General features: G+C 40.1%; 14 protein-coding genes. 8 read left to right on the top strand and 6 right to left on the bottom strand.

The window, feature by feature from the left end:
- Nucleotides 1-5: 5 nt before the first annotated feature.
- From ACOV1Q_RS15170 to xrtF, 3 genes are read right to left on the bottom strand one after another with little or no spacing between them, the layout of a single operon-like run.
- Nucleotides 6-413, bottom strand: coding sequence for an HYC_CC_PP family protein (locus tag ACOV1Q_RS15170; RefSeq protein WP_424495243.1), 408 nt, complete (start codon nt 411-413; stop codon nt 6-8).
- 36 nt (nt 414-449) lie between these two features.
- A complete protein-coding gene (locus ACOV1Q_RS15165) occupies nt 450-887 on the bottom strand; it encodes an exosortase F system-associated membrane protein (RefSeq protein ID WP_424495242.1) in 438 nt (145 codons plus the stop codon).
- Nucleotides 884-1,429, bottom strand: coding sequence for an exosortase family protein XrtF (gene xrtF / locus ACOV1Q_RS15160; RefSeq protein ID WP_424495241.1), 546 nt, complete (start codon nt 1,427-1,429; stop codon nt 884-886). The genes ACOV1Q_RS15165 and xrtF overlap by 4 nt, the downstream gene beginning before the upstream one ends.
- Nucleotides 1,430-1,519: 90 nt before the next feature.
- Between xrtF and ACOV1Q_RS15155 the strand changes: the two genes are divergently transcribed.
- On the top strand, nt 1,520-1,975 hold the full coding sequence (locus ACOV1Q_RS15155; RefSeq protein WP_424495240.1) for a GAF domain-containing protein: 456 nt from the start codon (nt 1,520-1,522) through the stop codon (nt 1,973-1,975).
- 93 nt (nt 1,976-2,068) lie between these two features.
- On the opposite strand, the gene ACOV1Q_RS15150 is transcribed toward ACOV1Q_RS15155, so the two are convergent.
- Both ACOV1Q_RS15150 and ACOV1Q_RS15145 read right to left on the bottom strand, forming a co-directional pair.
- Nucleotides 2,069-3,385 (bottom strand): serine hydrolase domain-containing protein, encoded by a 1,317-nt coding sequence (locus ACOV1Q_RS15150; protein ID WP_424495239.1) that lies wholly within the window; start codon nt 3,383-3,385, stop codon nt 2,069-2,071.
- Between the two features lie 78 nt (nt 3,386-3,463).
- Nucleotides 3,464-4,717: an ABC transporter permease gene (locus ACOV1Q_RS15145; RefSeq protein ID WP_424495238.1), complete on the bottom strand. Its 1,254-nt coding sequence runs from the start codon at nt 4,715-4,717 to the stop codon at nt 3,464-3,466.
- Nucleotides 4,718-4,865: 148 nt separating this feature from the next.
- Here ACOV1Q_RS15145 and purH point away from each other — a divergent pair, with 148 nt between their 5' ends.
- The 7 genes from purH (at nt 4,866) to ACOV1Q_RS15110 (ending at nt 12,329) form a co-directional block, all read left to right on the top strand.
- Nucleotides 4,866-6,398 carry a bifunctional phosphoribosylaminoimidazolecarboxamide formyltransferase/IMP cyclohydrolase gene (gene purH / locus ACOV1Q_RS15140; protein ID WP_424495237.1) on the top strand — a complete coding sequence of 511 codons (1,533 nt, stop codon included), beginning with the start codon at nt 4,866-4,868 and terminating at the stop codon, nt 6,396-6,398.
- 39 nt (nt 6,399-6,437) lie between these two features.
- Complete coding sequence (locus tag ACOV1Q_RS15135; protein ID WP_424495236.1) at nt 6,438-7,466, top strand: rod shape-determining protein; 1,029 nt, start codon at nt 6,438-6,440, stop codon at nt 7,464-7,466.
- Nucleotides 7,467-7,476: 10 nt separating this feature from the next.
- Nucleotides 7,477-8,301: a rod shape-determining protein MreC gene (gene mreC / locus ACOV1Q_RS15130; RefSeq protein ID WP_424495235.1), complete on the top strand. Its 825-nt coding sequence runs from the start codon at nt 7,477-7,479 to the stop codon at nt 8,299-8,301.
- Nucleotides 8,294-8,800 carry a rod shape-determining protein MreD gene (locus ACOV1Q_RS15125; RefSeq protein ID WP_424495234.1) on the top strand — a complete coding sequence of 169 codons (507 nt, stop codon included), beginning with the start codon at nt 8,294-8,296 and terminating at the stop codon, nt 8,798-8,800. The genes mreC and ACOV1Q_RS15125 overlap by 8 nt, the downstream gene beginning before the upstream one ends.
- Nucleotides 8,797-10,665, top strand: coding sequence for a penicillin-binding protein 2 (mrdA, locus tag ACOV1Q_RS15120; protein WP_424495233.1), 1,869 nt, complete (start codon nt 8,797-8,799; stop codon nt 10,663-10,665). Before ACOV1Q_RS15125 ends, mrdA begins: the two co-directional genes overlap by 4 nt.
- A 3-nt stretch (nt 10,666-10,668) precedes the next feature.
- A complete protein-coding gene (gene rodA / locus ACOV1Q_RS15115) occupies nt 10,669-11,919 on the top strand; it encodes a rod shape-determining protein RodA (RefSeq protein ID WP_424495232.1) in 1,251 nt (416 codons plus the stop codon).
- 194 nt (nt 11,920-12,113) lie between these two features.
- Nucleotides 12,114-12,329 carry a hypothetical protein gene (locus tag ACOV1Q_RS15110; RefSeq protein WP_424495231.1) on the top strand — a complete coding sequence of 72 codons (216 nt, stop codon included), beginning with the start codon at nt 12,114-12,116 and terminating at the stop codon, nt 12,327-12,329.
- Between the two features lie 14 nt (nt 12,330-12,343).
- On the opposite strand, the gene ACOV1Q_RS15105 is transcribed toward ACOV1Q_RS15110, so the two are convergent.
- Entirely contained in the window at nt 12,344-14,476 is a 2,133-nt protein-coding gene (locus ACOV1Q_RS15105) for a carboxy terminal-processing peptidase (RefSeq protein ID WP_424495230.1), read from the bottom strand.
- Between the last annotated feature and the right edge of the window lie 85 nt (nt 14,477-14,561).

The raw sequence follows: 14,561 nt of genomic DNA, 5'->3' as shown, positions 1-14,561 counted from the left end.
AAATATCAAATAAGGAAAGTCTGGTCAAGCAATTGTATATCGCTCACCAGCAAAGGCGGAGTATAATGTTTAAAAGGAATAACCTGTTCGGGTAACCCCTGGAAAAGATCGACAAAGCTATAAGCAAAACTTGTAATGAACAGTTGCTGGTCTACATCCAGCTGATCAAAGCTTCGTTTAAGCTCGTTCTGCCCTTCTACAGAAATTTTTTGCTCGTTACAGCAGTTATCCTCGGTGATGCCATCTTCAGTAGAAGTATGCATTTCCATTCCGCAGGTTTCAGCTTCAGAAAAAATAGCGGTATCTACCAGGAAACTACCGCAGAAATGTTTTTCCACAGTAAAGGACATGGTAGAGAACAGCACCAAAAATGCCATTACAAGAGACCCTGATTTCTGAAAAACTTTTTTCATCAAGTGCAAAAATACAGAAAAAATCTAATATGAGATTTATTTACTTCCGCGACGGTCTTTTAAGCGCTGATAATAAAATGCCGGAAGCAACAAAAGCAGTAAAATGGGCTGCACCAGAAATCTTCGTACATAAAAAACCGCCAGATAATCATTTTCTTCTACCCGTTCCATAAGGAAAATAAACAACGGGAAAAGCACGATAAAAAGGAGCGTGTATAGTAAAGCCGCAAATTTTACAGATGATTTCTTTTCAAAGACAACATAAATCACCGCCAAAGAAATAAGCGTATTAGCAACAAACCTCAGCGCCACATTTGCATACCAGTGTCCCCGAAAAAGCTCCGGGTTTTCGCTTATACAGCCCTGAAAGAAATACATGAAAGGATCATAAAATAGTACTTCTTCAAACAATCTTACCAGCACCAGCAAAAGTACCAGCACTGCTACAATCCCAAATTTTGCCACTACTCTCATTGCCTCATTTGTTTAGAATAGATCCTTATCCAAAGCAACCAAAGAATGAAAACGGTACCGTAAATGATCAAGGGGAAGATCACCTCGTGAAAAAAATGCCCATATCGCGGAATTTCGTAAATCCCTACAGAAAGAACGGCAATACGAACCAGGTTAATCGCATAAATGAGTACAGCTCCTGAAAAAAGGTAAATTAGCGTGCTTTTTACTTTTCCGAAGAAGGCCAGCATAAAAGAAATGAAGAGGATAATGATACTAATGGAATTGCACCCTTCTATGATCCTGGCAACGAAGCGGCCGTTAATTCTAAGATCCATTGAAGGGAAACCCATTGCTGGATTGATAACCACATCATACCCCATACTGGAAATCAATGCCTGGCTTTGACGTGCCACCAGGTGTGTGACATAATCCGGGTAATAAATTTCGGAACTGAATGAACTAAGATACCAGCTATAAACTGAAGACAAAATCACATAGGTTCCTAAAAAAATTAAGATGAACTTGAGTACTGTACGATATTTCCTGAGGAGCTGAAGCAAACGAAAATAATGATTTGAAGCAAAAGTATTGAAAATAAGAAGCCAACCATCGCGATATTTTTAAATACTTTTGTACTAAAATTAGAAAATATGTCATTTGAGAATTTAAAACCGCTTGTGGAAGAAATCCTTAAGCAGGAAAATGCTTCTGTAGACGATCGTCTAACGCAGGTTTGCGAAAATCTAAGAACTGAAATTCCCTATTATAACTGGGTTGGATTTTATTTTAAGAATGGTGACAAAAATGAGCTGAAACTTCGCTCTTTTGCAGGAGAACCTACAGATCATACCATTATTCCCTTCGGAAGAGGTATTTGCGGACAGGTAGCGGTATCAAACAAAAATTTCGTGGTGCCAGATGTAAAAGCGCAGGACAATTATATTGCGTGCAGCATTGATGTTAAAGCCGAAATAGTAGTACCGCTCTTTAAATACGGCGAAAATATTGGTCAAATTGATATTGATTCCCACACACCAGATCCCTTTACTTTGGAAGATGAGCTGTTCCTGGAATTTGTAAACCAAAAAGTAGCTGAAATTCTTTAGAAAATACCATTTGGAAAGCTGAACAAACCAAAATAAATCCTCTGGAAAATGTCATTTTTCAAAGGATTTATTTTTAATTTTTAATTCGCCATCTTATTCTTTCTTAAGCACATGGGTCCCGCCTCCCTGGAGTATTGTTAACTGCTCTTCTTCAGGGGAAAAATGCAATTTAAGTCCGGCGGGAATAAACTGGAATTTATCCTGTTCATACGCCTCCATAGGAAAAGATTGTTGCCCGGTTCCCCGGCCCATTAACACTCCATCTTCCACAAAAACCTCCAACTTAAGCGGAAAACCTTCAGCGCTATAGGTTCCTGTGTATTTTTGCAATTCTTCCTCAGGAATTTCCATTTTAGGTTCAAAAGCGGGAACAGCATATTCTTTTCCGTAGTAAATGCTCAATACGCCCAGAACGATATCGTTAGTAGGGAATTCTCCCGCATTTGAGATATAAGTCACGGCAAGATCGCTATCTCGCTCATAAACGGCCATGGAGGAAAAGCCATCGATGCCGCCGGTATGGCCATAAAGAGTTTTTTCATCGTAAGGATAGGAGAACAAGCCCATCCCGTAGCCGTTGTTGAGCGTCTTCATTTGCTCGAGCGTTTCAGGCTCTATTACTTTCCCGTTGAAAAGGGCGGTAAAGAAGATGTTTAGATCATACGGAGTTGAGACAATTCCTCCTGCACCCTTCGGAATGCTAAGATCTGTCTCAGTTGCCGGGATCCATTCTCCTTTTTTGGTATAGGAAAACGCCTCTTGGTTTTCAGAATTTATTTTTCCGCCATAATAGGTATTTTTTAATCCCAGCGGTTGTACGATGCGGTTCTGTAAAATGTTGTCAAAAATGTCATTTTCGACATCTTCCGCAATAAAACTCAGCAGCACATAATTGGTGTTTGAATATTCATTTTTCTCCCGCGGACTAAAGGCGGTTCCATTTTCCGTAAAGATCTCCAGCAGCTGTTCCTTTGTTTTGGGTTCCTCCAAATACTCCAGATATTCAGGCGAACTGGTGAAATTATACAAACCGCTTTGATGCCTCAAAAGATCCTCGATAGTGATTTCTGCTGCATTTGGAACATTTGGGTAGAATTCTGAAAGTTTCGTGTTAAGCCGTAGTTTTTCTTCCTCCACGAGTTGCATAATGATGGTAGCTGTAAAGGTTTTAGAAATAGAACCTATCCTGAATTTCGTGCTGCTCTCATTCCTTAGATTATTCTCGAGATCACTAAAACCAATGGAATTCTGATAAACTTCTTCTCCTTTACTAAAAATGGAAACACTTCCCATTCCTTTTTGATTCTCCCCAATGGCAGAAAAAAGGCTGTCGAGCTTTGCTTTATCAAATTCCTGAGCTGTTAAGCTGAAGGCGACGAAAAGAAAGCCGCAAAAAATGATCTTTTCCATAACGTGATCCTTATTTCTTGATGAATAACTTAAATTTCTAAAATGCTTGTTTCTCCAAAAAAAATTTCTTCGGAAGATTTACATTCCCGTTCTAATGGCTTCTACAGGATCTAATTTTGAGGCGGAAATGGCAGGAATAATCCCAGAGATTAAACCTATCACTGCCGAAACCGCTGTCCCAATGAACATATTCCAGGGCGACAATACAAACTGGAAATCTCCCGTAAACTGGGAAACCACCGTCGCAATTATCCACACCATAAACAATCCAATGAGTCCGCCGATGATCGCCAGGATAATGGCTTCAAACAGGAATTGGAACAGGATGAATTTGTTTTTGGCTCCTAATGATTTCTGGATCCCGATGAGGTTTGTTCGCTCTTTTACACTTACAAACATAATATTTGCAATCCCGAAGCCTCCAACCAACAGGGAAAAACCACTAATGATCAAGCCAATAAAATTCAGCTGTCCAGTGATATTATCAATAAAGTCTGCAAATCCCTGGAGCTGGTTGACGAAGAAATTATTTATATCACCGGGCTTCAATCCTCTAAAATTCCGAAGTTGCTGTGTTAACATCGCCATAAATTCTGCGTTGTCTACATCTTCCTCAGGTTTTACAATAATTTGAGGAAAGGAAGAACGATTATTACTGCCGTAAATGCGTCGTACCACATTTACCGGCAGGAAAATATTTGTATCATGACTACCTCCAAACATGCTGCCGCCCTGTTTTTCAAGCACACCAATGACATTAAATTTGCGCCCGTACAATCTTACTTTCTTTCCCAAAGGATCCCTTCCTTCAAAAAGATTATCGGCAACGTCATAACCCAGAACGATCACCGGCGCACCGCTTACCGCTTCAGCTTCGTTATAAAACCTGCCTTCTTCCAGTTGCAAGGCTTCGATGTTGTAGTATTCATGGCTCACCGCTGCAATTCCAACATTACTTGCAGTACGCCCCTCATAGGTAATAGATTCTGAAGGAACATTGAGAGAAAAAGATGCCGCTTCCATATCTGGCATATTCCTGCTTAAATATTCATATTCTTCATAGGAAACATCGGGAAACTGTTCTCTTTTCCACTGCGGAATTTCTGAGGGACCAAAAGAAAAACGCATAATGATCATCGTGCTATTGTCTAAAGCACTTAAACTGCCTTTAATTTCCTTTTCCAGAGAATCTACCGCTGCAAGAACAGCGATAATAGAAAAGATACCAATAGTCACCCCAAGAAGTGACAAAATGGTTCTTAATTTATTGTTTTTAAGAGCATTTATCGCAAAATAAAAGCTCTCTTTTAGGACCCTTAAATATATCAACATAATGAAGCAATGCTATATTTCTCAATCATTTATCTGTAAGACGTATTCTCACTCTATTCGTTACAAAATTAAATTACAAATAAAAGCAATAGCCTTTATTATTTATGGCTGAAATAATTACTTTTGCAACCTTAACAAAACCAACACAATGAGCACCTCAAAATCAGCTAAATCTGCCTTAATTTCTGTTTTTAACAAGGAAGGTTTGGCCCCCATCGTTAAGAAACTGGATGAGCTGGGAATCACCATTTATTCTACCGGCGGAACTGAAAAATTCATCAAAGAACTGGGAATTGATGTAATTCCAGTTGAAGATGTTACATCCTACCCCTCCATCCTTGGCGGAAGAGTAAAAACCCTTCACCCAAAAGTGTTTGGAGGAATCCTGAACAGACAAAATAATGAAGGAGACGCTGCCGAACTGAATGAATATGAAATTCCACAGATTGACATTGTCATCGTTGATTTATACCCGTTTGAAAAAACAGTAGCATCAGGTGCTTCAGAAGAAGATATTATTGAAAAAATAGATATTGGAGGTATTTCTTTAATAAGAGCTGCCGCCAAGAATTTTCAGGATGTAATTTGTGTTTCTTCGGTAGAAGATTATTCAGAATTTCTAGAAGTAATTTCCGAAGGAAAAGGCGAAACCACTCTTTCTGAAAGAAAAAGGTTTGCAGCAAAGGCATTTAGTGTCTCCTCCCATTACGACACTGCCATTTTCAACTACTTCAATCAAAATGAAGAAGAGCTGGCATATAAACAAAGCATCACGCAAGGTAAGGAATTGCGATATGGTGAGAATCCCCATCAAAAAGGGCATTTCTTCGGTGATTTTGAGGGAATGTTTGATAAAATCCACGGCAAGGAATTATCTTACAACAACCTCCTGGATGTAGATGCGGCTGTGAATTTAATGAATGAATTCAAGGGAGAAGCACCCACTTTTGCCATTTTGAAGCACAATAACGCCTGCGGACTTGCACAAAGAGAGACGCTTGCCCAGGCCTATGCAGATGCTTTGGCGGGAGATCCTGTTTCGGCTTTTGGAGGGATCCTTATAAGCAACACCGAAATAGATAAAGCTACTGCAGAACAGATTCACGAACTTTTTTGCGAGGTGGTGATTGCTCCTTCCTATGCTGAAGATGCATTGGAAATTCTAAAAGGGAAAAAAAACAGGATTATTTTAATCCAGAAGGATACCGAACTTCCTAAGAAACAGGTAAGAACCTGCCTCAACGGGGTACTGATTCAGGATAAAGATTTAAAAACAGATACTGAACAAGATTTAACGCAGGCAACTGACAATAAACCAAGCTCACAAGAGTTATTGGACCTGTTGTTTGCTTCCAAAATTTGCAAGCATACCAAATCAAACACGATCGTTCTCGTAAAAGACAAGCAGCTTTGTGCCAGCGGAACAGGACAAACCTCGCGAGTAGACGCTTTAAATCAAAGTATAGTGAAAGCAAAAGCTTTTAATTTTGATCTTAAGGGAGCGGTAATGGCCAGCGATGCATTTTTCCCTTTCCCCGATTGTGTGGAAATTGCCGGAAATGCAGGAATTACTGCTGTTATTCAGCCGGGGGGCTCGATAAAAGACCAGTTAAGCATTGACTATTGCAATGCTAACAATATTGCAATGGTGATGACTGGAACAAGACATTTTAAACATTAATTTTACTACATTTACCAACTTCACACCAATTAACTTACTATGGGATTTTTTGACTTTCTCACTGAAGAAATAGCTATAGATTTGGGTACTGCAAACACCCTTATCATCCACAATGACAAAGTCGTGGTTGACAGTCCTTCTATTGTAGCCAGGCATCGCACCACAGGCAAAATCATTGCCGTTGGAAAGGAAGCAGCAATGATGCAGGGAAAAACGCACGAGAACATCAAAACAATACGCCCGTTAAAAGATGGAGTTATAGCAGATTTTGATGCCAGTGAGAAAATGCTCACCATGTTCATCAAGGAAATCCCGGCATTGAAAAAGAAAATGTTCACTCCTGCCCTTCGCATGGTGATTTGCATTCCTTCGGGCATTACAGAAGTGGAGATGCGTGCGGTAAAAGAAAGTGCAGAACGCGTTAACGGTAAAGAAGTTTATCTTATCCACGAACCTATGGCCGCGGCAATAGGAATTGGAGTCGATATCATGCAACCCAAAGGAAACATGATCGTGGATATAGGTGGTGGAACAACCGAAATTGCAGTAATTGCACTTGGTGGGATTGTGTGTGACAAATCCATCAAAATAGCGGGAGATGTTTTTACCAATGATATAGTATATTATATGCGTACCCAGCACAACCTTTATGTAGGGGAGCGAACTGCGGAAAAAATTAAAATTCAAATTGGTGCAGCTACCGAAGATCTTGAAGTACCGCCAGATGAAATGAGCGTTCAGGGGAGAGACCTTTTAACGGGAAAACCAAAACAGGTAAATATCTCCTACCGGGAAATAGCAAAAGCGCTTGATAAATCTATTCTAAGAATTGAGGACGCGGTAATGGAAACCCTCTCTCAAACTCCGCCGGAACTAGCCGCAGATATTTACAATACCGGTATTTATCTCGCCGGTGGTGGATCTATGCTTCGCGGACTAGACAAAAGGCTTTCCCAAAAGACTGACCTCCCGGTTTACATTGCAGAAGATCCTTTACGTGCTGTAGTGCGTGGAACAGGAATTACCCTTAAGACCCTCAACAGGTACAAAGGGGTATTGATAAAGTAGGTAAAAGTATATGCAGCAAATATTTAATTTTCTTATTCGCAATAAGAATACGATACTTTTCTTATTGCTGCTACTTTTTTCGTTGTTTCTAACCATACAGTCACATTCTTACCAAAAGAGCAAGTTTATTAGTTCTGCAAACTTCCTTACCGGCGGAATTTACAGCTGGACAAGTAATATTAATTCCTATTTTAACCTGGAGGAATATAACCAACGATTGCTTGAAGAGAACCAGCAATTGAGAGAGCATATGGCAAATATGGTAGACACGGTAGAACTTCAAAAACCTCAGGATTCCCTCTTCAAGAACAATTACACCTTTAGAACTGCCAGGGTTATCAATAACAATTTTGCAAAAATTGATAATTATCTTACCATAAACAAAGGTAAAAAAGCAGGTATTGCAAAAGATATGGGAGTGGTCACTAGCAGGGGGATTGTAGGTATAGTAGAGAATGTATCGGCTAATTACGCCACGGTGATCTCTATCTTGAATTCAAATTCAAAAATTAATGCACAACTCCAGGATACAAATCACTTTGGTTCGCTGGTTTGGGATGGAGAAGATCCCAATGTAGTTCAGCTTATCGATGTTCCGGAAATAGCTCCTGTAACCGAAGGTGATACCATCATAACCGGGGGACGTTCTCTCATATTCCCGCAAGGTGTTCCTATAGGTACCATTGAAAATTTTTCAATGGCCCCAAACCAAAGTTATTACGACATTAATGTTCGTCTTTTTAATGACATGACTAACATTGGTTATGTGTACATCATTAACAATAACGACAAAGAAGAGATACAGGAACTGGAAAATTTAACGAACAATGAATAATGTCGTCATTTCAAACACGCTGCGGTTCATTTTTCTAATCCTCCTACAGGTATTACTGCTAAACAACATCAACTTTTTAGGATATGTTAATCCTTATCTGTATATTCTGTTTATAATCCTTTTTCCTTTTAACGGAAGCCAGACTTTATTACTTCTTCTCAGCTTTCTACTGGGCCTGGGAGTTGATCTTTTTGAAGATAGCGGCGGTATAAACGCGGCTGCCTGTCTTGTGGTAGCTTACATTCGGCCGGCCGTATTGAGGTTTTCTTTTGGAGTTAGTTATGATTACCAGACAATAAAGTTTTCAAGTACTCCGTTGGGCTCAAGGATATCTTATGTTGCTTTCATAGTTTTCATACATCATCTGGTATTGTTTTTACTGGAAATCTTCAGTTTTGCACATTTGTTGTTGCTATTTAAGAAAACATTGTATTCAGGCATTTTTACGATGTTACTCGTATTTTTAAGCCTGGCATTATTCAGCAGGAAACCGAAATGAGGAAAATTTTACTTTTTATTGTTATCATTACCACCGGCCTGGTCTTCATTGGTCGCGTGTTTTATCTCCAGATCCTTGACACCTCTTTTGCAGGACGTTCAGAAAATAATGCTGTAAAAGTAGTTTACGACTATCCCCAGCGGGGATTTATTTTTGATAGAAATGGAGAACTTCTTGTTTCAAATCAACCCTCTTACGATGTGATGGTGATTCCGCGGAATGTGAAGCCGTTTGACACTACCGAATTCTGCAATATTCTAAATATCACTCCTGAAAATCTTATCAAAAGGCTAGACAAAGCCAAGATCTATTCACCTAGATTGCCATCTGTAGTAGTACCGCAGTTAACCAAAGGAGAATACGCATATTTACAGGAGAAAATGAGAAAATATGAAGGCTTTTATATTCAGAAGCGTTCTCTTCGGGATTATCACACCACCAGCGGATCTAATGTCCTTGGCTACATTGCTGAAGTGAATCAACGCAAGGTCAACCAGGATCCATATTACATTTCCGGAGATTTAATTGGAAACCAAGGAATCGAAGGATATTACGAAGAATTGCTGCGTGGGGTAAAAGGAGTGAAATATATCCAAAAAGACCGTTTTAACAAGGATATTGGGCCATATAAAGGAGGAATGTACGATACGCTTCCAAAAAAAGGCCAAGACCTGACCATCACCATTGATGCAAAACTTCAGGAATACGGTGAGCTCCTCATGGAAAACAAACGCGGCGGAATTGTAGCTATTGAACCAGCCACAGGAGAGATCCTGGCCCTGGTCACTGCTCCCAATTACGACCCTGCGAAGCTTGTAGGCCGGCAGCGTTCAAAGAATTATACAGAACTATACTATGATTCCATAGCAAAACCATTGTATGACCGCGGACTTTTGGCCCAATATCCGCCGGGATCTCCCTTTAAGACCATTAATGCGCTAATTGCACTTCAGGAAGGAGTGGTAGATACAGATGACCGCTTTCACTGCAACCACGGATACTTTTATGGCCGCGGAAGAAGGCTTGGCTGTCATGCACACAGAAGCCCGCTGGATATGATCCCCGGAATCGCACAGTCCTGTAATGCCTATTTTGCAAACGTTTATAGAAGGATCATTGAAAAATATCCTACTCCACAGGAAGGAATGGATGTTTGGGCCAACCACCTAAAAAGCTTCGGTCTTGGGGATTACCTGGGTTCTGACCTTCCCATTGGCCAACCCGGAAAGATCCCTTCATCAGAATACTACAACAAAATATACAACTATCCTACGTATAACTGGTATTCCACCGCAACTATTTCAAATGCGATTGGCCAGGGTGAGATATTAACGACACCTATCCAGCTGGCAAATATGACGGCGGCCATAGCCAATAAAGGATGGTTTTATACTCCGCATATTCTTAAGGAAGTTGATGGAACACCCATTAAACAGCAAGAATACACCCAAAAAAATATTACTACGATAGATCCCAAACATTTTGAACCCGTCATAGAAGGAATGCATGAGGTGTACAAAAGCGGAACGGCTGCAGCCCTGCGAATTCCCGGGATCGAAATAGGCGGAAAAACAGGTACGGCCGAAAACTATGTGAGAATCGACGGAAAACGCATGCAGCTTACAGACCACTCTATTTTTGTGGCTTTTGCACCCGTTGAAAATCCGAAGATCGCTCTTGCTGTTTTTGTTGAAAATGGCTATTGGGGTGGTCGCTATGCCGGAAGGATCGCCGGATTAATGATTGAAAAGTATCTAAAAGGGGAAATTACCCGTACAGATATGGAAGACTGGATCCTTTCCCACAGCCTTGAAGAAGAATATGCCAAACCTTACAGCGGCGAACCCTTTAAAATCAACCAGTAAAGAATGTCGAAATCTATTTCCAATTTTGACTGGATCTCTATTGTTTTATATCTTTTACTCGTAGCCATTGGATGGATCAACATTTATTCCGCTTCCCTTTCAGACGTTTCCGCGGCTTATTTTGATCTAAACCAAATCTATGGAAAACAGTTGCTCTGGATTATCCTGAGTGTTTTTCTTATCATCCTGCTGCTCTCTATAGAAGCCAAGTTCTATGAACGGTTTGCAAGTGTATTTTATATCATTTCCCTCATTTCCATCATCGGACTTTTTTTCTTCGGAAAAACCATCAACGGGGCAACTTCCTGGTATGCTATTGGAGGCTTCACCCTGCAGCCTGCAGAGTTTGCCAAAGTCGCGACGGCCCTCGCCCTGGCCAAATACATAAGCGATATTCAAACAGATATCCGGAATTTGAGCGGACAATTTAAAGCCTTTATCATCATCATCCTGCCCGCGCTTATCATCCTGCCGCAACCAGATGCCGGTAGTGCACTGGTATACTCGGCTTTTTTTTTCCCGCTTTACAGGGAAGGGCTTTCCGGAGTTTACCTGGTGGTGGGTATCACAGCCATCATTGTTTTCGTGATGACGCTGCTTTTCGGTCCTATCTGGATTTCGGTAGGAATCGTACTAGTGGCAGCTTTGTCATTTATTCTTCGGAAAAAGAAAAAGCCCGGAGTAGTCGCCTATCTAGCAATTATTATTACGGCGATCACCTTGTCCTTCTCGGTAGATTACATTTTTCAGAACATTTTTGAGCAAAGACATCGCGACAGGTTCAATATTGTTCTTGGAAAGGAAGTTGACAGCCGCGGAATTGGCTATAACACCAATCAAAGTGAAATTGCCATTGGCAGCGGCAGCTGGTTTGGAAAAGGCTGGACGCAGGGAACCCAAACGAAAGGAAATTTTGTGCCCGAGCAGCATACAGATTATATTTTTAGTACCGTGGGTGAAGAATGGGGGTTTATTGGGAGCAGCGTGGTCGTGCTCTTATTTGTATTCTTAATGATACGCCTTATTTATCTCGCCGAGCGTCAAAAATCGCAATTTAACCGCGTTTATGGCTACAGTGTGGTGGGCATTCTCTTCATACATTTCTTCGTGAACATAGGAATGGTGATAGGAATATTGCCCACGGTGGGAATCCCACTGCCATTTTTTAGCTATGGAGGATCTGGCTTATGGGGATTCACTATTCTGCTCTTTATTTTCATTAAACTTGACGGGGAGCGAATGTCCTTCTGGTAAGGAGAAAATCAGCTTTGAAACATTCTCTTAACTTTGATTTGCTTCGGAAGAAATCATCTAAAAATGTCATTTTTGGAACTCCTCCATTTATTACTGAGCTTTTTCCCACCAGTTCGAAATCTTTGCATAACCACCAACAAAGACTTTTCTTCAAAGAAGATCGCTTAAATAGCTCATTTTTGACACTTATGACGATGGAAAATCCAAATTTTCCAAACCATTTAGGCGAAATAAGTATTTGGCAAAATGAAAAAGCATTCTACCAGCAAAAATTTTCAGAATTATCTTTTAAAAAGCTACTTCAGCTGAAAACATACGGCCAAAATGCCCTTTTTGACACTCCAGAATATACCTCTTCTATCGGATACAAAAAAATCCCCCTATGTTGCCATAAGGGGATTTTCTATTGATTTTCCTTCACAAATTAGTCCCTGATTTCGGCTAATTTGGAATTCTGAATGTTGTTCATTTTCATATCTTCCAGCACGTGGATGGCCTCTTCCATGTACACATCGCCAGCAAGGGTTTCGTGCCATCTTTCCCTTTTCTCCGCAAGAACAGTATCTGTAGAGAACATTTTCATTTCATAAGGCAGGGATTTATAGGTAAGATTTGACTTGTAATCTGAAATCCTATCAAACTGTTTTGCCTGTTCTTCATCCTGCTCTAACTCCGTTTTATATTTCTCAAAATTAAGTGGAAAAGATTTTTCATCTCTTTGATCACGAATCCATTTTGCATTTTCATCTATGAGCTTTAATTGCTCATTTTTCGCCATTCTCGCTTTACTGCTCTTAATGGTTTCCTCGAATCCTACATAATCGTTCCATACTTCATAATCTGCAGGAGCGATCTGGTCCCATGGAAGTGGGTTTTCCTGATCTTTTTCTCCAATATCTATATAGCTGTACCTGTCTGGAACAACCACATCACTTTTAACCCCTTCCAACTGTGTAGAACCACCGTTCACTCTGTAAAACTTCTGGGTGGTCAATTTTAAAGCTCCAAGGTCACCAAAATCACTGTTTCTAATCCATCGGTTAAGATCGATAACATTCTGCACCGTCCCTTTTCCGTAAGTTTGCTTACTTCCAATTACAATCGCTCTCTTGTAATCCTGCATAGCTGCAGCTAAAATTTCCGAAGCAGATGCAGAAAGTTCATTTACCAGTATTACTAAAGGCCCGTCCCAAAGAATAGAAGGATCTGTATCCTTAAGCACTTCCTGGCCATCCATTTTACTTCTCACCTGTACCACAGGGCCTTCTTTAATAAATAATCCTGCAATATCAACCACAGTTTTTAAAGAACCTCCACCATTATTTCTAAGATCAAGTACAAGACCTTCCATATCCTGTTCCTTAAGTCTTATGATCTCCTGTTTTACATCACTGGCCGCATTTCTTGCGGAATAGTCTCCCATGTCAAAGTAAAACTTCGGAAGGTTGATCACCCCATAAGTTCTTCCCTCTTTCTCCACAATTGAAGATTTTGCATAGGTTTCTTCCAATTCAACCACATCACGAACAATGTCGATATCTTCTACCGTTCCATCTACTTTTCTAACTGTTAGGGTTACTTTCGTTCCTTTTGGACCTTTGATAAGACCAACTGCGTCATCAAGTCTCATTCCTGCAACGCTTACCGGCTCTTTTTCATCCTCCTGCTTAACTTTAATGATCTCATCACCTACTTCAATTTCATCACCTCTCCAGGCTGGTCCACCAGAAATTATTTCAATGATCTTTATGTTGTCGCTTTTCTTCTGAAGACGCGCTCCAATACCCTCAAGTTTACCAGACATTGCCATATCAAAACGGTCTTTATCTGTAGGGGCGAAATAAAAGGTATGCGGGTCAAACCTCTCTACAATTGCATTCACATATACGCTAAACCAGTCTTTTCGTTGCAAATCATCATTGAAATCATAATACTCTTCTAATGAAGTCCTGGTAATTTCCCTGGCTTCAGCCTCTAACTCTGCGTTAGACTTCTTCTCTGCTTCGGGATTTTCTTCCAGTCCTCTTTTTTGCTCCTTGATCTTATCGTAATAAGTTCCCAGTGCAGCAAGTTTAAGCTGTTTTTTCCAACGCTCCTTCATTTCTTCTTTGGACGCTACATAAGGTCTGTTATCATAATCTGCTTCAAGCACTTCGTCCTCTGTGAAATCAAATGGCGTTGCCAGCACTTCTTTATATATTTCCTTTGACTCTGCCATTCGCTGCTGAAAACGCTTGTAGGTAAGATCAAAGAAACTAATATCCTTATTCTTGATTTGATCATCAATTTGATCTTCATATGCCTGGAATTCTTCAATATCACTGGCGTAGAAATACCTTTTCATAGGGTCCAGTTCCTCCAGGTAATTAGAATATACTTCTTTTGAGAAAGAATCATTTATATCCTTAGAATCATAATGACCGTTTTCCAAAACATAAGTGATAAGCTCAACAAGGGTCTTATCTTTATCGGGATCGTTAAATGTTTTTGTGGTAAAACTACAGGAGGCTACTGCAAACAATAGCACTAGCACTAATATTTTAAAATTCCTCTTCATTAGATTGAATATTTTCATGATTAAGTTCACCTTTTATACACTAAAAACTATGCCAAGGCTTCAAGGCTAATAATTTTTTTGTTAA

Origin of the sequence: Salinimicrobium maris, from assembly GCF_049680855.1 — a bacterium.
Classification (GTDB): Bacteria; Bacteroidota; Bacteroidia; order Flavobacteriales; family Flavobacteriaceae; genus Salinimicrobium.
The sequence above is the reverse complement of the archived record's forward strand: the minus strand, read 5'-3'. Positions and strand labels throughout refer to the sequence as shown.